This window comes from Mariniflexile fucanivorans (assembly GCF_004341235.1).
Taxonomy (GTDB): Bacteria; Bacteroidota; Bacteroidia; order Flavobacteriales; family Flavobacteriaceae; genus Mariniflexile; species Mariniflexile fucanivorans.
Genome location: NZ_SLUP01000005.1, coordinates 193,335 through 215,915 on the forward strand (window position 1 = coordinate 193,335; position 22,581 = coordinate 215,915).

Annotated in this window: 14 protein-coding genes and 1 tRNA gene; 4 read left to right on the forward strand and 11 right to left on the reverse strand. The window is 33.9% G+C overall.

Annotated elements, in window-relative coordinates; genetic code table 11:
• Positions 1-35: 35 nt before the first annotated feature.
• The gene (ilvB, locus tag EV196_RS11590; RefSeq protein WP_132217925.1) at positions 36-1,769 is read right to left on the reverse strand and encodes a biosynthetic-type acetolactate synthase large subunit; all 1,734 of its coding nucleotides are present in this window, start codon (positions 1,767-1,769) and stop codon (positions 36-38) included.
• A gap of 61 nt (positions 1,770-1,830) precedes the next feature.
• Positions 1,831-3,513 carry a dihydroxy-acid dehydratase gene (gene ilvD, locus EV196_RS11595; RefSeq protein WP_132217926.1) on the reverse strand — a complete coding sequence of 561 codons (1,683 nt, stop codon included), beginning with the start codon at positions 3,511-3,513 and terminating at the stop codon, positions 1,831-1,833.
• 602 nt (positions 3,514-4,115) lie between these two features.
• Between ilvD and metK the strand changes: the two genes are divergently transcribed.
• Positions 4,116-5,369 carry a methionine adenosyltransferase gene (metK, locus tag EV196_RS11600; protein ID WP_132217927.1) on the forward strand — a complete coding sequence of 418 codons (1,254 nt, stop codon included), beginning with the start codon at positions 4,116-4,118 and terminating at the stop codon, positions 5,367-5,369.
• A 194-nt stretch (positions 5,370-5,563) separates the two neighbouring features.
• A complete protein-coding gene (locus EV196_RS11605; protein WP_132217928.1) occupies positions 5,564-6,010 on the forward strand; it encodes a hypothetical protein in 447 nt (148 codons plus the stop codon).
• Between the two features lie 285 nt (positions 6,011-6,295).
• Here EV196_RS11605 and EV196_RS11610 read toward each other — a convergent pair.
• The 3 genes from EV196_RS11610 to EV196_RS11620 form a co-directional block, all read right to left on the reverse strand.
• Positions 6,296-6,377, reverse strand: a tRNA-Tyr gene (locus EV196_RS11610).
• Positions 6,378-6,435: 58 nt separating this feature from the next.
• A complete protein-coding gene (locus EV196_RS11615; protein WP_132217929.1) occupies positions 6,436-9,135 on the reverse strand; it encodes a carboxypeptidase regulatory-like domain-containing protein in 2,700 nt (899 codons plus the stop codon).
• A gap of 111 nt (positions 9,136-9,246) precedes the next feature.
• A complete protein-coding gene (locus EV196_RS11620; protein WP_132217930.1) occupies positions 9,247-10,098 on the reverse strand; it encodes a GLPGLI family protein in 852 nt (283 codons plus the stop codon).
• 175 nt (positions 10,099-10,273) lie between these two features.
• Here EV196_RS11620 and EV196_RS11625 point away from each other — a divergent pair, with 175 nt between their 5' ends.
• Positions 10,274-11,062: a hypothetical protein gene (locus tag EV196_RS11625; protein ID WP_132217931.1), complete on the forward strand. Its 789-nt coding sequence runs from the start codon at positions 10,274-10,276 to the stop codon at positions 11,060-11,062.
• A 4-nt stretch (positions 11,063-11,066) separates the two neighbouring features.
• On the forward strand, positions 11,067-11,681 hold the full coding sequence (locus EV196_RS11630) for a deoxynucleoside kinase (protein ID WP_132217932.1): 615 nt from the start codon (positions 11,067-11,069) through the stop codon (positions 11,679-11,681).
• Between the two features lie 6 nt (positions 11,682-11,687).
• On the opposite strand, the gene EV196_RS11635 is transcribed toward EV196_RS11630, so the two are convergent.
• The 6 genes from EV196_RS11635 to EV196_RS11660 form a co-directional block, all read right to left on the reverse strand.
• Positions 11,688-12,686: an App1 family protein gene (locus EV196_RS11635; RefSeq protein WP_132217933.1), complete on the reverse strand. Its 999-nt coding sequence runs from the start codon at positions 12,684-12,686 to the stop codon at positions 11,688-11,690.
• Positions 12,687-12,695: 9 nt separating this feature from the next.
• Positions 12,696-14,009, reverse strand: coding sequence for an MgtC/SapB family protein (locus EV196_RS11640; protein WP_243652233.1), 1,314 nt, complete (start codon positions 14,007-14,009; stop codon positions 12,696-12,698).
• Positions 14,010-14,250: 241 nt separating this feature from the next.
• Positions 14,251-16,722 (reverse strand): chondroitinase-B domain-containing protein, encoded by a 2,472-nt coding sequence (locus tag EV196_RS11645; RefSeq protein WP_165876154.1) that lies wholly within the window; start codon positions 16,720-16,722, stop codon positions 14,251-14,253.
• A 141-nt stretch (positions 16,723-16,863) separates the two neighbouring features.
• The gene (locus tag EV196_RS11650; RefSeq protein ID WP_132217935.1) at positions 16,864-19,242 is read right to left on the reverse strand and encodes a sodium-translocating pyrophosphatase; all 2,379 of its coding nucleotides are present in this window, start codon (positions 19,240-19,242) and stop codon (positions 16,864-16,866) included.
• Between the two features lie 135 nt (positions 19,243-19,377).
• The gene (locus tag EV196_RS11655; protein ID WP_132217936.1) at positions 19,378-19,905 is read right to left on the reverse strand and encodes an inorganic diphosphatase; all 528 of its coding nucleotides are present in this window, start codon (positions 19,903-19,905) and stop codon (positions 19,378-19,380) included.
• A gap of 146 nt (positions 19,906-20,051) precedes the next feature.
• On the reverse strand, positions 20,052-22,559 hold the full coding sequence (locus EV196_RS11660; protein WP_132217937.1) for a DUF5686 and carboxypeptidase-like regulatory domain-containing protein: 2,508 nt from the start codon (positions 22,557-22,559) through the stop codon (positions 20,052-20,054).
• Between the last annotated feature and the right edge of the window lie 22 nt (positions 22,560-22,581).

Here is a 22,581-nt window from a genome sequence, read left to right on the forward strand (position 1 = left end):
TTCTTTATTCTTGGTTCTTTATTCTATTGTCTATATTAACACAAACGTACATCTGAAACCGATGCTCCCGAAGGAATCATTGGGAATACGTTATCTTCTTTTTCTACACAAACCTCAAGGAAATACGACTCTTTAGAAGCAATCATTTCTTTAACGGCATCTGCCAATTCTTCACGCTTAGTAATACGTTTTCCCTCAATATAATATCCTTTTGCAATGGCTACAAAATTAGGATTTGTCATTTCAGTAGAAGCATAACGTCTATCAAAAAACAATTGTTGCCACTGGCGCACCATTCCTAAGAATTCATTGTTTAGTACCACTATCTTAACAGGTACTTTTTGCTGAAAAACGGTACCTAATTCTTGAATATTCATTTGAAAACCGCCATCACCAATAATGGCAACCACTTCTCTATCTGGCGCAGCCATTTTAGCACCTATTGCTGCTGGTAATGCAAACCCCATGGTACCTAAACCTCCCGAAGTGATGTTGCTTTTTGAGGTTGTAAATTCGGCATATCTACAGGCAATCATTTGATGTTGACCTACATCTGAAACAATGGCCGCATTGCCTTTGGTTTCTATATTTATTTGTTTTAATACCTCACCCATGGTTAAACCATCTTTAGTAGGATAGATATCATCTTTTATAACTTTTTCAAATTCGATGGCATACAAATCTTTAAATTCTTGCAACCACGAATCGTGTTTATTTTCATTTAACAAAGGCAGTAACTTAGCTAAACTATCTTTAGAATCGCCAATAACAGCCACGTCTGTTTTTACGTTTTTATCGATCTCTGAAGGATCAATATCAAAATGAATTATTTTTGCTTGTTTTGCGTAGCTATTTAAATTACCAGTTACACGGTCGTCGAAACGCATCCCTATAGCAATAAGCACATCACACACATTCGTTAATTTGTTAGGTGCATAATTCCCATGCATACCTACCATACCCACATTTAATGGATGTGAAGTTGGAACTGCCGAAGCACCCAAAATAGTCCAAGCAGCAGGAATACCAGCTTTTTCTAAAACAGCTTTTAACTCAGCCTCTGCTTTTCCTAAAATAATACCTTGACCCCAAACAATTAAAGGTTTTTTAGCTGAATTTATTAATTGAGCTGCAGATTTAACCGCTTCCAGATTTGTTTTAGGAACAGGAATAAAACTTCTTACACCTTTACATTTTTCGTATTTAAAATCCAGTTCACTTACTTGAGCATCTTTAGAAATATCAATTAATACAGGACCCGGACGACCACTTTTAGCTATAAAAAAAGCTTTTGCCAACACTTCAGGAATCTCAGAAGCTTTTGTTATTTGGTGATTCCATTTGGTGACTGGTGTAGAAATACCAATAATATCGGTTTCTTGAAAGGCATCAGTTCCTAATAAATGTGAAAACACCTGCCCAGTAATGCATACTAAGGGTGTAGAATCTATTTGCGCATCGGCAATACCTGTAATAAGATTTGTTGCGCCTGGACCTGAGGTTGCAATCGCAACACCAACACGTCCAGAAATACGTGCAAAACCTTGTGCAGCATGTACTGCGCCTTGTTCATGACGTGCCAATACATGATGTATTTCCTTTTGAAATTTAAATAACTCATCATAAACTGGCATAATAGCCCCTCCCGGATATCCATAAAGAATATCTACACCTTCGGCTAATAAGCATCTTATAATTGCCTCACTTCCTGTTATACGCATAGTTTCTTGTGCCACTTCTTGTTTTTTATTTGCTGTTTGTGTATCCATAAATTCTCATTTTTATACATGAGATTCCCACTTTCGTGGGAATGACAAAACATTATTTTAATTATAAATCGGTAACGCATCCTTTTGATGCTGATGCTACAGATTTTGCATATTTATAAAGTATTCCTTTTGTATGTTTTAATGCTGGTTGTTTCCATTGGGCTTTTCTTTCGGCTAATTCTTCATCAGAAAGTAAAACATTAATGGTATTATCTTCAGCACTAATTCTAATTGTATCTCCTGTTTTCAATAAGCCAATAGCACCACCTTCTTGTGCTTCTGGCGTAATGTGACCTACTACAAAACCGTGAGTTCCACCTGAAAAACGTCCATCGGTAATTAAAGCAACCGATTTACCTAAACCAGCACCCATAATAAGTGAAGTTGGCTTTAACATTTCTGGCATTCCTGGACCTCCTTTTGGACCCACATAGCGAATGACGACTACGTCTCCTTTTGCTACTTCACCGTTTGAAATGCCCGTATTTGCTGCTTGTTCACCATCATAAACCACTGCTTTACCTTCAAAAAGCAACCCTTCATTCCCTGAAATTTTTGCAACCGCACCTTCTTCCGCAAGGTTACCATAAAGAATCTGTAAATTCCCTGAAGATTTTAAGGCTTTATCTTTTGGATAAATAACATCTTGGTCGTTTTCAAATGAAAGCGGCTCTACATCGGCTAAATTTTCAGCTAATGTTTTTCCCGTAACAGTCATACAATCACCATGTAAATAACCATTATCCAATAAATATTTCATAACGGCGGGTGTTCCTCCAATACCGTGAACATCTTCCATTAAATATTTTCCAGAAGGTTTTAAATCGGCTATTAACGGTGTTCTATCACTAACACGCTGAAAATCTTCTAATGTAAATTCAATATCAGCCGCATGTGCAATGGCTAAAAAGTGTAATACGGCATTTGTAGATCCGCCCAAAGCGTTTACTAATGCAATCGCATTTTCAATAGATTTTTTTGAAATGATATCTAAAGGTTTTAAATCTAATTCCAATAAGTTTTTAATAGCAATCGCTGTTCTTTCACTTTCTGATAATTTATTTGGATTCTCTGCAGGAATAGATGAATTGTAAGGTAATGAGAAGCCCATACATTCTATGGCAGAAGCCATGGTATTTGCTGTGTACATTCCACCACAGGCACCTGCACCTGGAATCGCACTTTTTATAATTTCCCTGTATTCTTCGTCATCAATTTCACCTGCTACTTTTTGTCCTAAAGCTTCAAATGCCGAAACAATATTAAGTTTTCTTCCTTTATATTTCCCTGATGCAATAGTGCCTCCATACATCATAATGGATGGACGATTTAAACGCAACATAGCGATTACCGCTCCTGGCATATTTTTATCACAACCAACAACTGAAATAAGCGCATCATAACTTTGTGCTTGCATAACTGTTTCAATAGAATCTGCAATAATATCTCTGGAAGCCAAAGAATAATTCATACCCGACGTTCCCATAGAAATACCATCACTAACACCAATAGTATTAAAACCTAAACCAACTAAACCAGCAATTTTACATTCAATTTTCACCTCGGCTGCCAAACCGTTTAGATGCATGTTACATGGGTTTCCATCATATCCAGTACTCGCAATACCCACTTGGGCTTTTTGCATATCATCATCAGTTAAACCTATGGCGTACAACATGGCTTGAGAAGCCGGTTGCGATTCATCTTGTGTTAATCTACTACTGTGCTTATTTAGTTTACTCATTTTTTTATGTGGATAATTTTATGCTTTTTTCTAATTATATATTACTGTTTTATCGATTCTGTAAGTCCTTTAAAAAATCGTCAACTTTTATAATATGGCTCGAAAATAATTTATTATGATTTTATAGCGGCAAATTTTTCTTATTCATGGCTAAATCCATTGCATTTAAAAACAATTCAAACAACTGATTATCAGATTTTTAAATAAATTTTTTTATGATGTTCAAAACACTCAAAATATTCAATAAAAAAACCTTCCATTTACGGAAGGCTCATAATATTTAATATCGTATATAAATAAGCCTCCTTAACGATGCAAAATAATGACAGCGCCATTTACAGAAATACTATTTAATATTTGTTTCTTCATATTTAAAACAAATGTTGAAAATAAAAACATGAAAGCCTATTTATTCGTTAAAAAAATAAAAAACAATTTGCATTTCCTTTTATTTTTTTACTTTTGCAACAGAAATAACAGAGGAAGGATTTGACTGATTGCAACCTCTTTATACCAACAAAATTTAGGTATAAATAAAAATGCTAAAGGCAGTGTAAACTTCCTTCGACGTTATCGTCAAATCTTCCGCATAATATAAAACAATGGCGTATTTATTTACTTCTGAAAGTGTCTCTGAAGGACACCCAGATAAAGTAGCAGACCAAATTAGTGATGCTTTAATTGATAATTTTTTAGCTTTTGACAAAGAATCGAAAGTAGCTTGCGAAACCCTTGTTACTACAGGTCAAGTAATTCTCGCAGGTGAGGTAAAATCGACCACCTATTTAGATGTTCAAAAAATTGCTCGTGACACCATAAATAAAATTGGATATACCAAAGGCGAATACATGTTTGACGGTAATTCGTGTGGTGTACTTTCGGCAATTCATGAGCAATCGGATGACATAAACCGCGGTGTAGATCGTGCTTCTAAAGAGCAGCAAGGTGCTGGCGACCAAGGGATGATGTTTGGTTACGCTACCAACGAAACGGAAAATTTCATGCCTTTAGCATTAGATTTATCGCATAGAATTTTAATTGAACTTGCTGAACTACGCAGAGAAAATAAAGACATTACTTATTTAAGACCCGATTCTAAAAGCCAGGTAACTATTGAGTATAGCGATGATAATATTCCGCAACGTATCGATGCCATTGTAATCTCTACGCAACATGATGATTTTGGAGATGATGATACCATGCTTGCAAAAATTAGAAAAGACATTGTAGATATTTTAATACCAAGAGTTGCTGCCAAATTACCAGAAGGCATTCAAGCGTTATTCAACAGCGATATTAAATACCACATAAACCCAACAGGTAAATTTGTTATTGGTGGCCCTCATGGAGACACTGGATTAACAGGTCGTAAAATTATAGTAGATACTTACGGTGGCAAAGGCGCTCATGGTGGTGGTGCATTCTCTGGAAAAGACCCAAGTAAAGTAGATAGAAGTGCTGCCTACGCAACCAGACATATTGCAAAAAACTTAGTAGCCGCGGGAGTTGCCGATGAAGTTTTAGTACAAGTAAGCTATGCTATTGGGGTTGTAGAACCAATGGGTATTTTTATTAATACGTATGGCACTTGCCCTTTTAATTTAACCGATGGCGAAATAGCTACCATAGTTTCAAAAATATTTGATATGCGCCCATTTGCTATTGAAGAACGTTTAAAACTACGCGCTCCTATTTACAGCGAAACTGCTGCTTACGGGCATATGGGACGTGTAAACGAAACTGTAACAAAAACATTTAACCAACCAAATGGCGAAAGCATCACTTTAGATGTTGAGTTATTTACTTGGGAAAAACTGGATTATGTTGATAAAGTAAAAGCTGCTTTTAGTTTATAACTTTTACTCTTAATATATTTTGAAAAAGACCGTCTATTAAGATGGTCTTTTTTATTTATGGCAAACTTGACTTTGTAGAAAATTTCAACTACCTTCGTTTAACAACCAATAAAGTTCATTGAAACGGAACTTTATCTTTGCATTATGTGTAAGGCAGAATAGAAGCCTACAATAATTTTCAATAAATACACACTATGAAAATAAATAAAAATATACTATTCTTGTTAATTTTAATTTCAAGCAACATTTTATTCTCTCAAAAATTCAGCTACCATTGGGATAAAGAAACAGGGGAAATAACTAGTTTTGATAAACATATTTTTGAATTCAAAAACACATACATTTATGATATGGATTTTGAGAAAAAAGGTGAAACTTATCCTGTGGATTTTGTGCTTTTAATTGAAAAGAAAGATAGAAACACAAATGGACGTCTAGTGACTATGTGGGACAATAAGAAAACTAGTATTAAGATATTGAATTGCTTTGAAAAAACATATCTTAACTCCACTGACAAATACTTTACGATAAAATGTGAAAACCTAAAAGGAGGAATTATGTATTTCAATCTTGATTATCAATCGAGTTGGAGATTATGGATAGATAAGGGAGAAAATGAAAGAATTTATTTTCTAAAATAAAAAGGTGATTTATAACTACTAATATAGTAGACAAGCGAAAAGAGTAATTCTAGAAAATGACAATATTTATATTGAATTTCACCCAACACATAACACGTATATAATTTATTGCTGGCTTCTCACCTACTTACGAAAGTCCTCGCGGACTTTTTTTGGTCGGTATTTATTTACTAAATTAGTTAATTAAACCACGCAACAAACCATATACAAACCCGTTAAACGAACCCTCTAAAAATACATATAAAATCAAAAAAGCAAGCTTATCAGCTTGCTTTTTAAGTTTTGTGGGGAGAGCAGGATTCGAACCTGCGAAGACTAAGTCAGCAGATTTACAGTCTGCCCTCGTTGGCCGCTTGAGTATCTCCCCAAAACCGAGCGCAAATATATCATTGTTTCTCAACTATGCAAAATAAAAATGCGCTATTTTACAATTCATACCGCAACCTAAACGACACAAATAATGGTTGTATATAATATTCGGTAGCACTTACCGATATATTACTAGAACTTGTGCTGTTTTGCGCCTTGGTATTGAACAAGTTAGTGGCTTTCACTTCATATTCCAACTTAGAATCTTTATCTTTTTTATAGGCTAATGATGCGTTCCAAAATTTATAATTATTTATGGTTTTATCTTCATCACTATAATTAGTATAAGAGAAATCGGTTTTAAACGTTAGCACTTTTAAAATAAGCGCATCTACTTCAATAGACGGTGATTTTGTAAAAAACTTGGTGTTATTATTCTCTTGAATGCTATAACGATAATCAATTTCAACATTAGGTGCCGTTTTAAAATTGGTTCTTATCTCCGACCCATAACTTTGAGAAAAGCTTTCGTTTACAGTAGGTGTGCTTTGAAAAAATTGATTGAATTTTGAGTAACTTAAATTCCCATTTACCGAGGCTCTAATCAATCCAAAAGTACGCTGAAACCTTCCATTGGCACTAGCACTTTCATCAGCAAAACCAGAATTAAATGGAGAACTTACAAACACAACACTATTAGTATCAACGGGCTCCAACACATTTCTAATATTATCAATGCTTTTGTTATAGTTTAAACTGGCATACACATTGGTATAATTAAACAAGTTAAAGCTAAAATAGGATAAATTTATATTATGAGACAAGGCATTTCCCAAATCTGGAACACCCGAAAACAACGAACTATAGCTATTTAACACCAAGCCACTTGCAAACTTTGACACATCGGTAAACTGTGTTTGCATTTTGTAATTTAAGGTAATTTGCTCACTCTTCTTTAATTGTAAAAGCATATTGAAATCTGGCAAGATTCGGAAAAAATTATCGGTGGTTTTAACATTAAACTGAGTGTTGTTTGTACTATAAGCATGTGCTGAAACACCTGGTGTAAAGGTGAATTTGCCCGATTTCAACCTATAATGTGCTGCTAAATATAAGTCGGTAAAATTATATTCAATAGCATTGGTATCTAAACCATTTAGAATAGTTGGTGTAGGATCAAATTCAGAATTATCATCCAAAAACTGGAAAATTTCAGAATTGAATTTCTGTGAACTTAAGATGCTTCCAAAGGTGAAATTAATATCACTTTTCTTATTTAGGATATTCCAATAGTCTAATTTAGCATCCATTTGATTAGATTTTACGCGCTTATCTTGAGCTACATCATAATCTAACTGGTTGGCATCCAAACCTAAAATAGTTGCCGTTTTATCATAATTATCTTTATTATCCAGAATAGCATTGTAAAACGGATCTTCATCTTGCAAGAAATGCTGAATTTCTAAAGCAAAAATATTGGCAGCATCAAGCGTGTAATAATAATTTAAATTTTGATTGATACTGTAAGGACTCGAATTTTCAAGCTCGTTAATAGTTCCTATTTGAGTTGACAAAACGTTTTGGTCTTGAGATTCTTTTGAAAGCCTTCCTAAAATATCATAATCTAATTGGTTACTGCTATTGGGTTTGTATTTAGCAGATAATTTTACCATGCCCAAATCGCTACTTTGATGGGTATTAGTTTCTTTATTTTCGTTTCTTGACGCATTATCAAAATACTGAACATCTCTAATTTCTTGCATGTCTGTTCTATTTCCTGAAAAAATGGCGAAACCACTTAAATCCAACGCTTTATTGGGCGACCAGCTAAAATTAGCTGCTCCAAATTTGGTGTTAATAGCTTTTGCTCTATTGTTTTGAGCCGTTAAAAACCCAAGACTATTACTTCCTAAATCAATATTGGTACCGCTACTTCTGCTTGGGCTTCTAAAACCACCTGTGAAGTTAAAATAATCGCGACGTGAAAAAGCAATTTCACCTAAATTATTAAAATCTGTAATCGTATTGATACTGTATTTCGGACTGTAATAAAACAGTTTAGGCTGAAATAAATAAAGCCCATTTTGGTTGGAAGCACCCCCACCAGCCGTTATATTTCCAAACCAGAAATTAGTTTTCCCTTCTTTTAGCTTAATGTTAATAGCCACATTATCTTGATTATTGGTAACGCCACTTAATTGCCCAACCTCTGAATAATTTTTAAGCACCTGCACTTTATCTACCGCATTTGATGGAATGTTTTGAACTGCTAATTTGGTATCGCCATCAAAAAACTCTTTACCATCTACCATAATTTTTGAAACCGTTTTTCCTTCAACCTGTACTTGTCCTTCATCATTAATTTCAACACCTGGCAAATTTTTAAGAACATCTTCTAGTTTCCGTTCGGTACCTTTATTAAAAGAATCTGCGTTGTATATTAAAGTATCACCTCTAACAACTACGGGCATTTCGTAAACTATATTTACTTCATCTAAGGTATTATCATTTCGCAATGTGAAGTTTTTAGTAACATCACTTTCCTTAGCTTCGAAGATTTGTTCGTCCGTTTTCATACCTATATAACTTACCTGAAGTTTATAGATCGTGTTCTTTTTCAAACTAAGTTTAAACTTTCCTAGATCGGTTGTTATGCCATAGGATTCTAAACCCTTTGTTTCTTGGTTAATTGCAACTACATTGGCTAACTCAAGCGGGTTTCCAATACTATCTTTTACGACACCTTCTAGTTTTATTTGGGAAAGAGCTACCGAACTTGTTGCTAAAAATAGCAACGCAATTATTGTTTGTCTCAAGTGTGTTTTATGTTTATTATGGACACATGGTGTTTGCTATTAATTATTTTATGTGATAAAATTTTTAATATGCTTGTTTTACTAACTTTTTATAGAGTTTAATTACGAATGTTATCTGCGTCCACCTCCGCCTCCGCCAGGGCCTCCACTACCCCTAAAATTTTGGCGCATCTCTTCGGTTTTCTTTTTCACAATAGCTGTGTATTCTTCTTTTGTAACTTCTTTTCCTTTAGAAGGTACTTTTATAACATCTTTTTCTTCTGGATTTAATATAATTTTAGAACATAAAATAGTGGTTCTATCAGCATTTATTTCCAAAATCAACCCAGGAAGCCCCCAATACTCATCAGGACCTAGGTTTACAGGAATTTGCATGGTGTACCACGCTACTACTTCTATATCTTTAGTTGTAGGTTTTTCAGTTTCGGTTTCCTCACCTCTTGATGGTCTTCTAAAATTTGGAATATTATCGGTATTTACTGTTTTAGTTGTTGTGGCTTTAAAACACATATATTGACCAATTTGTTTTGTCTCACCTTCCATTTTCCAGTCTAATTGCGGTAACGAATCTTTAATTAAAAATTGCTTTCCAAAAAATTCTTGATCCTGCAATAACTCTTTGTTTTTAATATTTTTGTATTGCGGTCCTGCGGAAAAACTACTCATCATACCAGCAAAACGACTATCGCCACCACCTGGAGCATCTAATTTTTCTTCTTCTTTATATATAGATTCCAATTGATTGAATGTTAAAATATATGTTTTTTCAAACATGCTTTTCATTCGTGAAGCTATTTCTTTCCTTCGTTCATCACTCATATCTCCTCCTCCAAAACTACTCATATCTACAGTGGTTTTAGATTCATAATAGGCTTTCCCTTGAAAATCTTTTTGGGCAAATGCCATAACAGAAACAAAAAACACAAAACAGCTAATACTTATTTTAATAGAATGACTTTTCATAAAATATTGGATTTTTAAATTTTGATTTAAAATTATAATTTTAAATCATTTAGACTTAATTAATAGCAATTAGTTTAATGCAAAAACTGTTAAAGTGTTCTTAAATTATTTTACAGCACTAATTAGTAGCTTTTGTATAATTTATTTTATGAAATTTCGTATTTTTCGCTTCACTATGAAATACTTATTATCTTTATTGCTTTTCATCTCTTTTGCCATCAACTCTCAAGAAGCTATTGAAGCCTCTTTTATTGAAGAAAATACACTAGATGCCGACATTTTTATTAGTACCAATAATTTTAAAACGACGTTTTATATTTTAGAAAATGTGCTTTTCAAACATAGCGAAGAAACCAAAGGCATCGATATTGGTTATAGCAACTTTCAACTAGGCACTATTACTTCTGTAAACACTTTCAACCCCTTAAAAATAAACGTTTTTTACAGAGACTTTAATACCGCTTTGATTTTAGATAACCGATTAGCTGAAATTTTTAAAATAGATTTCAATACGCTTTCTGAATACAAAAATGTATCACATATTACTACGGGCTCGGACAATACGCTTTGGATTTTTAATGAAAACAACCAACAACTGGAGCTTTTTGATTACAAAACCAATACTACACGAGCACAAACACTACCTATAAAACATACTGTTTTAGATATAAAGAGCAACTACAACAACTGCTGGGTACTTACTGAAAAACAGCTTTTTGTTTATGATTATTTTGGAAATCTTTTAAAGAAAGTAAAAAATAACGGATATGAAGCCATGAACATAGATAATGAAAATGTTATTTTAAAAAAAGGCAACAGTCTATTTTATTTAAAAAAGAACACCAATACAATACGCCCTATAACACTTCCGAATTTGTTGATAAATCAGTTTTTTGCTACCAACGAAACCTTGTATATTTACAACGATGAAAACCTACATAAATACCAACTAAAAACCGACTAACGTTATGCATATTGCTATTGCCGGAAATATTGGAGCTGGAAAAACAACTCTTACAAAATTACTAGCTAAACATTATAAGTGGGAACCCCAACTTGAAGACGTTGTAGACAACCCATATTTAGACGATTTTTACAACCAAATGGAACGCTGGAGTTTCAACTTGCAAGTATACTTTTTAAATAGTAGGTTTCGTCAAGTGTTACAAATTCGTGAAAGCGGAAAAGACATTATTCAAGACCGAACTATTTACGAAGATGCCCATATTTTTGCACCTAACCTGCATGCCATGGGCTTGATGACCAACCGTGATTTTGAAAACTACAAATCGCTTTTTGAATTAATGGAATCGCTAGTACAAGGACCAGATGTTTTGATTTACCTTAGAAGTACCATTCCTAACTTAGTAGCGCAAATACATAAACGGGGGCGCGATTATGAAAATTCGATAAGCATTGATTATTTAAGCAGACTAAACGAACGCTACGAAGCTTGGATACACGGTTACAACAAAGGCAAACTTTTAATTATTGATGTTGACAAATTAGATTTTGTTGATAATCCTGAAGATTTAGGTTTCGTAATCAATACGATTGATGCTGAAATACATGGGCTTTTCTAAGGAAAACTATTTTATAAAATGATGCTTTTTAGCATGAACAATAGCCTGATCTGTATTTTCAACTAATAAAACTGGGGTCGTTTTATATTGGTTGTAAAGACTTTTTACCCGAAATATTTTCTTTTTATGGTTAACGCTGCGTAAATATATAGCAGAAATCCTTTCCGGATATGCCTCCGCAATTTCCAAGTAAATATCAGGGTCATGCTCACCAATGTCCCCAATTAATATGAAATTCATTTTAGGATAAGCCTTTAAAAGATTTAAAATCTCTTTTTGTTTTTGTGGTTTTTCACCTTTATTTTTTCGGGAAAAAGGTCTGGGGAAATTCCTCAAAATAATAGGTCCTTTTGGAAAGTTGTTCTTTTTTAAAAAATATTCCAGATACCTATATAGATTCCATGGACTATGGCTCACATAAAAAATAGGGTTTGCTTCATGGCCATTTTTGCCTTGGTGCAATAAATGATAAAACTCTGGGGCACCTTCCAACGGCATCCTTTTTCCTGATGAAACCAAAAATGTATTTATAAGAACACGCCATTTTAAAATAGAGGAGATGCCCGTATGTAAAATGGTATCGTCAATATCGCTAATAACCCCAAAAGATGCCTTTTGTGATGGAATGAGCATTTCTCCTGGAAATCGGTTATCAGATTTTATGGTTCTTGATAATTGCTCCAGCTTAAAAGAGAATTCCAACTTCACCCAACCTTCTTCATTGGCATAGCTACTAATATCATCAATCTTTTCATCCAATAAAAAATAGCCTTTATTGTCTGTAGTAGTGTAAAAAAATTTATCATTACCTATTTTAACCCTCAGTTCGGTATTTTTAATCTCATCGGTTTCAAATCTTTTCCAAGCGTTCAAAAGTAATTTGAACACGCCTTTATGTTCTAGATCTATGCTTTCATCTTCAATAGCTCTTCCTCTAGCATATAAATGGTTGGATGATCCATAGGTTTGGAAAGAAATGATTTGAAGCGGATCTTTTTTGAACATAATTTTTATTTAAAAATGCCAAGTTTCAGGCCATAACCAAATGATTAATAATCCAGACACCAGTGAGATACCAAAAGCTATTGCAATCCATTTGGTTAATTGTTTAGTTCCAAGTACCATCGCCATGATGCCTTTAAATACCAAATTTGAAAGGGCTGCCAATAATATGAGTTTCCAACCAAAATCAGCTTCTAAGGAACCGTTCTTCATTAAATTGGATAATGATAATGTTATGGCATCTACATCGGTTAAACCGCTAATTATAGAAACAACATAAAGCGCATTTTCTCCAAATTGCTGTTTGGTGAAGGCCACTGCCAACAAAATGAAGCCATAAAGCAAGCCAAATATTAAAGCACTTTTAAATTGTGCTGGGTTTTCAGGTTCTGGCATCTCTGAGTCTGATTCTTCCTTTTTGATTAAATAAAATAAGGATATAGCGATGATGGTCATAACGATAATCTCAGCGCCAATAGGCACTGCAATAATGGCCAATTTTTCGGGAACTACAATCCCAACTTCAATCAATATTCTTATCATAGATACTAAGGATGCCACTGTAATAATAAATGCCGCAATTTTACTAATCGATTTTGTTTCTGCAGTTTTTCTCGCATAACTAACGGTAGTTGCCGTACTGCTAATAAGTCCACCTAAAATACCATTGGAAATGATACCCGTATTCTTTCCCACGAATTTGTAAACAAAATAGCCCACAACACTAATGCCCACTATAAGAGTCACCATCCACCAAATATTTCTGGGATTGAGCACATCATAAGGACCATAAGTTTCATTTGGAAGAATAGGAAGCACAATCATGCTAATGGCTACCAAAGTGAAAATAGCAGATAAATCTTTTTGGGTCAGTCGTTCTATAAAGCCATGAAGATGTTCTTTTACATACAATAGAATAGCCAACGATGCTCCCATCATCACACCAATCACTCGACTTCCTAAAACAAGATAAGCTCCAATAGCAAACATTAATAACGCAGCGACTTCGGTGGTTTGTCCAACTCCAGTGTCTTGGTTATTTTTATTTTTTATCAAGTTGGCACCAACCAATATTAATGCCAGGGAAAAGCCTAAAACAGGCAAAATAAATGGGTTGTTATAAGACTCGTTTAAAAATCCAGCCACAACTCCCAAAATGGATATGATGGTAAAGGTTCTAACCCCTGCCATTTTATCATCATCCCGCTGACGCTGTAGGCCTACCAACAGCCCCAAGCCAAATGCGATGCCTAATGTAGTTATATCATAATAATCCATGGGGATTAAAGATAAAAAAAAGCCACAAAAATTGTGGCTTTTTTTCATATGTTATTAACTCATTTAGTCATAAACTTTCAATTTATGCGATTTATAATTTGTAATGCCTTGTTTTAGTTTTACTTAAACATCTTATACTGCAAGCGTTTATATGCAATATGAAGAATGACTGATGCCTTTGGGCGACAAAATTATATTAAGAAAACGCTCTGTGATTAAACCTATTAATGTTAGGCAAATCTATCTGTTTTTATAAATGCTGAAATACATAGTTTGTTTTAGGTTGATACTATTCAACCACAAAACGACCCGTAAAACCATTTGCCTTAACAACGTAAACCCCTTTTGAAAAAGCACTTACATTTATATTTTCAATGGTTGAATTAGTGGTTTTTCTTAACAGCAATTTACCCGTAGCATCAAATATCTCAATAGTTTGTAATGCCTCTTTTAATGATGAAATTGTTAGCTCTCCTTTTGTAGGTACTGGATATACAACAAATTTATTGCTTTTTAAAACTTCATTTTTAGTGCTTAAAGAGGAACATGTGTTATCGCCGTGAATTTCTACTTCTTCATAACTATTCCACCCACCAGAAGTAGAAGAAGTATTTCCATACCCTAAAATTCTTATATATTGTACAGTAGGTTTTGTAGTTAAAGGAAAATCTTCAAAACCAACTGTTGTTCCAGAACTTGTTAATACCGTTGTGGCATCAGTAAAATTAATACCATCTGTAGATGTAGCAATTTTAAAGTAAGATGCCCTTTCACTTCCTTTGTGAAAATAAATTTTTACACTTGTAACTATTTTAGGACATTGCAAATCATAGGTTAAATAAGCAGAACCAGTTGTAGACTCTCCAGACCATCGAGTTGTTATGTTGGCATCAAGTGTGTTTCCAGGAACATTAACATCGCCTGTTTGAGTTCCAACACCAGTTACTGTAATTCCAGTAATTTTCACAGGGTTATTAGGGTTGAAAACACCGCTAGATTGATTTACGGTTAGTACAGAACTTAAACTTCCGCCGTTTTGAAAAACGGTTATTGTTGCTGTCCTATCTATACTCGTTGTGTTTTCTGAAACATTTACTGCAATCGTTCCACTATTACTTCCAGTAGTTTGACTTAATGTTATCCATGAAGCATCATCAGAAATTATCCAATTAACGTTTGAACTGATATCAAAACTTTCACTATTTGCAGATTTATTAAATTCTAATGTGTTATTAGATAAAGAGATATATGGTGAGGGACTTGAAAGAAATCCAACTTTAATACCTACATCTTCAACTTTGTATGGAAGATTCGTTCCGGTTCCGCCAAACTCTTCAGCACCAGCATCAAAACCAGTTATTGGCCGCGTGCTATCTAAAATATCTTCAGTTAAAAAGCTAAAAGTATCTATGCCTGCATCTATAGCGGCACTTGCATTTGGTAATCTATAAAAATCCGTCCCACTTTCTAATAATCCAGAGGAAACGGTTTTATTAGAATTTACATTATTTGTTAAATCCCAATTGCCATTTTGGGTTATGTTACCTTTAATTTCCGATGTTCCAATGGGAGTTGTTTCAATTGAAACAGCTTTAATACTTGAATTCAACATAATATTATTGGCAACAATCAAATTTTCGGGTGCCAATGTTGTACTGTTAATTGCTGTTCCTATTCTAATTGCCAAATCGCAGTTAACTAAGGTATTATTTGTTATTTGAACATTTTTTACTTGATAATACTCATTAAGTTCTGAATTTAGAGTCCCGTTTGAAACATTAATTCCTCCTGTAGCATCAGACCCGGAACCTCCAGGTTTTTTATAGTTAGTGCCTTCAATATAATTATTATATATTTTATGCCCCTCACCAATAACCCGGATACCTCCTGAAAACTCGTTATTATTTGCAAAAAAATAGTTTCCATAAACTTCAGAATTGTTACCATGTCTTAATGTTAATGTCCCTTGATAATCTCTAAACGTATTGTTGTAATATTTGTTATTTCCACTTTTGTTAGAGATTATTTCTACTTCGCCACTCCAGTCATAAAAAAAGTTATTATAAACTTCTGTATAGGAATCTGACAAAGAAGTTGCACTATTTCCAATTCTAATGGCATCTTGATCGTTTAATCCATTCACATTATTATTTACAGGAATTCTTTCGGCAAAATAATTATGATGAATTTTGGAATAATTAGCATTCGAATTATCCCGATTATCATTAATAATACTCCCTACACCATTTTTCCCTATAAAGGAACTGTAACTAATTTCATTATACTGCCCGTAAACAATAATCCATTTAAACGTATCTGTAGCTTGTGAAGTTGTTCCATTAAAACTATCTATTTTTATATTGGATACTTTACAGTTATTACATTGATTATTGCTGGCATCTCTAAATTCAATAATGGGTTCTATAACGGTCTTGCTACCAGAAACAAAAGAAACCAAATTTGCAGGATATTGAAAAACAAAACCTTCAAAAACAATATAGGCTCCTCCCAAACTTATTTGCGGTTTCCCTTCTAAAAATACTTGACCAACATTTTGCGCTTTTATTGTAATTGGGTTTACATCTGTACCCGTTTTGTTAATATTGATTAAGGTATTGCTCCACACACCATTAGCAAGTATAATTGTTGAGCCTGCAGTAGCATTTGAAATGGCACTTTGAAGCTCCGTATTATTAGTTACTAATTGAGCATTCGCTTTTATGAACACAAATAGAATAAATAAGAATAGATAATTTTTCATACAATACTGATTTATTGATGGTTTACCAAATTGGTAAACCAGTTCAAATATACTATTTTTTATTAATTTCAATAGAAAAAATAATATATACAAAAAAACCATGCTGTTAACATGGTTTTTTATAGTATTCTATTTAAAGTTTTAATTTACCGGATTCTCTTCACTCTTTTTGTTTTTTAAAAGTGCTATACTTGCTTTTACTTCAGCTTCATCTCCTTTAAACGTTTCGTAACTTGTAGATTTTTCACCATTATTAGTAATTACAGTTGTAACAACTGCTTTTACCGTACCATCTTCATTGTTATGCATATCGACTTTAACTTCTTTAATAATTTCTACTTTTTCAGGAGTTGTATTTGAAACATAAGCGGTAACAATCTCAGCATCTAAAGCGATGCTAGGAGCAATTACCAAGGCAACAACCGACATTAATTTTAATAAAATATTTAATGAAGGGCCTGAAGTATCTTTAAACGGATCTCCAACAGTATCTCCCACCACAGCTGCTTTATGTGCATCTGTACCTTTTTTACCTTGCTCTTCAATAGTTTTTTTAGCGTTATCCCAAGCGCCACCAGCATTCGATTGGAAGATTGCCATAAGCACCCCACAGGTTGTAACACCCGCCAATAAACCACCAAGCATTTCTGCACCACCAATAAAACCAACAGCAACAGGTACTGCAATAGCTAATAACCCTGGTAAAACCATTTCTTTAATAGATGCTTTGGTTGAAATATCGACACATTTATCGTATTCAGCATACCCATCGGCCGCATCAAAAATAGCTCGATCTTCTTTTGAAGCTTTACTCATATCAGAATCATACTTACGCATGACTTCCAAAGCTGCTTTTAATTGGGGGATATCTCTAAATTGACGTCTCACTTCTTCAATCATTGCCATGGCGGCACGACCAACCGCGTTCATAGATAAGGCTGAAAACACAAATGGCAACATACCCCCAACTAGCAATCCTGCCATAATATTAGGTTTGGAAACATCAATAGCTCTAACGTTGGCTGTATGCATAAATGCGGCAAATAAAGCCAATGCTGTTAACGCTGCCGATGCGATAGCAAAACCTTTTCCAATAGCTGCAGTAGTATTACCTACGGCATCTAATTTATCGGTACGTTCACGAACTTCTTTAGGCAATTCTGCCATTTCTGCAATACCACCAGCATTATCAGAAATTGGTCCGTAAGCATCAACCGCTAACTGGATTCCTGTATTTGCCAACATACCTACGGCTGCAATGGCAATACCGTATAAACCAGCAAAATGATGAGATACTAATATAGCTGCGGCAATTAACAAAATAGGAATCATAGTAGACATCATACCGATGCCCAAACCAGCAATAATATTAGTTGCTGCTCCTGTTTCCGATTGTTTTACAATAGAATTTACAGGCCCTTTTCCTGTTCCTGTGTAATATTCAGTCACTTTTCCAACAGCTAAACCAGCTACCAAACCAGCAATAGTTGCCCAAAACACACCCATAGAAGAATATCCAATACCTTCAAAAGTCCAAGAAGCTGGAAGCATTTGGTTTATAATGAAATAAGATGCTATAACCATTAATCCTGCTGAACCAAATTCACCTATATTTAAAGCTGTTTGAGGATTTCCTCCATCTTTTACTTTTACAAAAAATGTTCCGACGATAGACATAATAATACCCACTGCAGCCAATACCAAAGGTAAATACACTGCACCTAAACCATCAAAAGACGCTTGAAATTCTGGTAATACCGTAAAAATAGCTCCAAGAACCATGGTACCAATAATAGAGCCCACATACGATTCGAATAAATCGGCCCCCATACCAGCAACATCACCCACATTATCACCCACATTATCTGCAATAGTTGCAGGATTTAAGGGATGATCTTCGGGAATACCTGCTTCAACTTTACCTACTAAATCGGCTCCAACATCGGCAGCCTTGGTATAGATCCCACCACCAACACGAGCGAATAACGCAATGGAAGATGCACCAAGAGAAAATCCTGAAAGCACATTAAGTACCTCATTAATATTCCAACCTTGACCGCTATAAATCATGAACAATCCGCTTAAGCCCAAAACACCTAAACCAACAACACCCAATCCCATAACAGCACCTCCTGCAAAAGCAACTTCTAAAGCTTTTCCTAAAGATGTTCTGGCAGCACTTGTGGTTCTTACGTTCGCTTTGGTCGCTACCTTCATACCTATAAATCCTGCCAAAGCAGAGCAAATAGCACCTACTATGAAGGATACAGCCACCATGCCGTTAGAACCCGTTTCATTTGTTCCTTTAAAATATAATAAAACCGCAACGGCTATAACGAATATTGATAAGATTTTATATTCGGCTTTTAGAAAAGACATCGCACCATCAGCAATGTTTTTCGCAATTTTAATCATCCGTTCATTACCCTGATCTTGCTTTGTTACCCAAGCGCTTTTTACAAAGACAAATACCAATGCCAAAACACCAAAAAGCGGTAAAAATTTCACTATTAATTCCATAAAAAAGTTTAGTTAGTTGTTTGTAATTATTTATTTTTTTAATAGTGCTAAAAATAGTGAAATATAAGTGATAAAAAAAACCACCTTTAGTTAAAGATGGTTCATTTATTATTGAAAAAATTAAGAATATTTTAATTAGATGGTGAAAGTTCGTTTCTTCTTGTGGTCGCTTTCATCATAACGTTGTACACATTCGTGATAAATCTTAATAGCTTCTTCAGCATTTCCCCAACCTCCTGTATCTACTTTCTTTTCTTCTAAATCTTTATATACTTGAAAAAAGTGTTCAATCTCTTTAAGTCTGTGCGGGTTTAATTCAGAAATATCATCTCTATTACTCCATACAGGGTCTGAAACAGGTACACATATAATTTTTTCGTCTGGTCCTTTTTCATCTGTCATGTAAAAAACACCAATAGGTTTTACTTCCATTACTACCATTGGAAATGTAGGCTCTATACCTAAAACCAATACATCTAATGGATCTTTATCTAAGGCTAGAGTTTCAGGAATAAAACCATAATCACCTGGATACATCATTGATGAAAACAAGGTACGATCGAAACGAATTTTATGCAATGTAAAATCGTATTCGTACTTATTTCTACTTCCTTTAGGGATTTCTATTAAAACATCAAACGTTAATGTGCTTTTTTTACTCATAGTATTATTAGTATTTAGTGTACAAATGTACTTAAAGCCTAAAGATTTAACAACAAATCAAAGTTAATTGTACAATAAATTTAAGCTAAAACTTTTTACATGAAAAATAATTAAAAAACACCTATTACAAAAAGAGTTCTACTAAGTTAAAAATGAAATCCAAATGACCCTGTGATACCAAATTTTCTAGCATTTGGGTTTTTAACTTCATCTAAATAATTACCTCTAAAATTAAAGTCTATTCTAAACACTTTAAAAATATTGCCAACACCAAAACTATACTCATAATACATTTTATCGTTAGGTGCAATAAGTTCGAAATTATTTGGGTTACTTGGCACATTATTTAATAATTTATTCTCATTTGAAATTTCCCCCCAGACCCCTCGAATACCAACAATTTCGCGAAGGTTTAATTTTCTTAAAAATGGAATTCTAGAAAAGAAACGTCCGTTAAAATTATGCTCTAATTGCAACGAAGTATAGGTATCTGAAACAAATTCATAATAATCTAGTTGAGAAAATGTATTATAAATTGAGAAATACGATTGATTTCCCGGAATGGCACTTAACAAACCAAGTGGCACCTCTCCAAAAGTTTTACCAGCTTCAATAGTTGTTGTTAACCTACCCAAACCACCCACTAACCATGGCTGGATATATGAAAACTGAACTTTTGTATAATCAAAATCACTGCTCAATAAAGATTTATCACCACGACTTACTTGTGCAAAAATACTTGCATAATCATCGTTAGCATTGAATCGTTCTACCCCAAAACCTGTCATTTTTCGTTGTGGAAAATAAGATACTGAAAACGTAGATTCGTATTGCTTAATATCAGACTCTACACCTGTTGGTGTATTATAATCTAAACTAAATGTTGGCGAAGCCGATGATAAGGTTCTGTAGTTGCCGCCAATTCGAAAAACAACATTTCGCCAAGGCTCCATTTCAACGGCTAAACTTGTTAAATTTATAGATGTTAATTTATCGTTTGCACCTGTTCCAACAACCGATGAAGATGCTAAACTTCTACCTAAAACATCGGTACTGGTAGTTAAACTGGCACCTGTTTGTTCTACGTCTCTCCTATTTCCTCCGGAAATAATAAATCGGTTTTTCTTATCAATCAACCATTTTCCTGAAATGCCATATTTAAATTTATCGTCCTTAAAGCCGTAAGCCAAAAAGCCTTCTAAACGCCAAAGGTCATTTTTTCCAAAATAGGTACGTCCACCGGCACGTAAACGCATGCCTTCCACTTCATTAAAACCAAAGGTTGAAAAAATGGGACCATAATCTAAAGGCAATTCATTAAATTCAATATAACCCGAAGCTAAAATGCTTCCTAAATTATAAAGCCTTTTAAACTTTTTTACCGTTTTTAAAGTGTCTAACATTTTGTAGACTCCTTTTTCATCTTTATTTAATGCTTCTAAGCGATTTTCTGTCCAGAAACTATCATCACGATCATAAATATCTTTGTCATAATTATAAACTTCTGTTTCGTAAAACTTCTTGTTTTTTTCAATGTCGAATTTATAATTATCGTACAAAGTGGTTCGTTTGCCATAAACACCACGTGATTTTTCTTTTTTATTGAAGGCAAAATCACTCATCATATAATCACGTTTCACAAGAAAAATAGAGTCGTTTAAAACATCAAATTCTTGCTCAATGTAAATTTCTTTCACCCAGTTAATATTTGCACTTTTTGACGCTTGAAGATTAATTTCTTTTATGGCATACGTAGAATCTGCTACCCAAAAATCACCTTTAAAAGTAAGTTCGTTTTTTCGGCGCGGGTAATAAATAATATTGTAGCACCATTTATTTTCTATAAAGGCACTGTCCTTTAGCACATAATTATAGGTGTTTATCCCTGTTCTTGATAAAGGGCTCACGAAACTTTTATCGAAAAAATTTAGGTAATTATCGTAAATATCATAATCGGAATACAAATCGTCAACAAAGTCTATAATGATTTGATTATCACTAAATCCTGAATTTTTGTTTCCGTTCAATACTTCCTTTTCCTTCTTAATAACATTATCACCATATACAGTTGAAACGGCTTCATTAATAAAAATAGGTAAATAGGTTTTTCCTGTTACGTTAGAGGTATCCACTTCATTAAAAACAAATTCCATTCCCCTAAACAACTTGCTTTTTATAAGAGCGCTGTCGATGGTGTTGATATCAAATTCTACCTTTTCGTACTTATTGTATTCGAATTGATTAAAATGTTTTAACCCATTTTTACGTTTATGCTCCCATATTTTTCGAAGCAAATCAATAGCAGGGTTGTTCTTTTTCGATTGTTTTCCTGCCACAATAAACACTTGACTTAGTTGTGCAGCTTCTTCCTTTAGAACAAAATTTAAATCGTAATTTACTTTTTTTTCTAAAGGAACATTTAAAGTTTCATACCCTAAAAAAGAGACAGTTAAAGCGGTCCAGGTATCTGTAGATTCCATGTAAAATTTACCGTTTTCATCGGTAATAGTACCTTGGGTTGACCCTTTAAAGATAACATTGGCAAATGAAACAGGTTGATTATCTTCATCAAACACATGCCCACTAACTTTGGTTTGGGCAAATGTGGAAATAATTCCGATGAAGAAAAATGTAAATAGTAGTTTTGGGTTCATAATACAAAAAAACTTCATCGAC

What these genes read in the sequence shown, in the direction of transcription:
- ilvB (WP_132217925.1), bottom strand. Translation starts at nt 1,769, where the DNA reads ATGGATACACAAACAGCAAATAAAAAACAAGAAGTGGCACAAGAAACT.
- ilvD (WP_132217926.1), bottom strand. Translation starts at nt 3,513, where the DNA reads ATGAGTAAACTAAATAAGCACAGTAGTAGATTAACACAAGATGAATCG.
- metK (WP_132217927.1), top strand. Translation starts at nt 4,116, where the DNA reads ATGGCGTATTTATTTACTTCTGAAAGTGTCTCTGAAGGACACCCAGAT.
- EV196_RS11605 (WP_132217928.1), top strand. Translation starts at nt 5,564, where the DNA reads ATGAAAATAAATAAAAATATACTATTCTTGTTAATTTTAATTTCAAGC.
- EV196_RS11620 (WP_132217930.1), bottom strand. Translation starts at nt 10,098, where the DNA reads ATGAAAAGTCATTCTATTAAAATAAGTATTAGCTGTTTTGTGTTTTTT.
- EV196_RS11625 (WP_132217931.1), top strand. Translation starts at nt 10,274, where the DNA reads ATGAAATACTTATTATCTTTATTGCTTTTCATCTCTTTTGCCATCAAC.
- EV196_RS11630 (WP_132217932.1), top strand. Translation starts at nt 11,067, where the DNA reads ATGCATATTGCTATTGCCGGAAATATTGGAGCTGGAAAAACAACTCTT.
- EV196_RS11635 (WP_132217933.1), bottom strand. Translation starts at nt 12,686, where the DNA reads ATGTTCAAAAAAGATCCGCTTCAAATCATTTCTTTCCAAACCTATGGA.
- EV196_RS11640 (WP_243652233.1), bottom strand. Translation starts at nt 14,009, where the DNA reads ATGAAAAAAAGCCACAATTTTTGTGGCTTTTTTTTATCTTTAATCCCC.
- EV196_RS11645 (WP_165876154.1), bottom strand. Translation starts at nt 16,722, where the DNA reads ATGAAAAATTATCTATTCTTATTTATTCTATTTGTGTTCATAAAAGCG.
- EV196_RS11650 (WP_132217935.1), bottom strand. Translation starts at nt 19,242, where the DNA reads ATGGAATTAATAGTGAAATTTTTACCGCTTTTTGGTGTTTTGGCATTG.
- EV196_RS11655 (WP_132217936.1), bottom strand. Translation starts at nt 19,905, where the DNA reads ATGAGTAAAAAAAGCACATTAACGTTTGATGTTTTAATAGAAATCCCT.
- EV196_RS11660 (WP_132217937.1), bottom strand. Translation starts at nt 22,559, where the DNA reads ATGAACCCAAAACTACTATTTACATTTTTCTTCATCGGAATTATTTCC.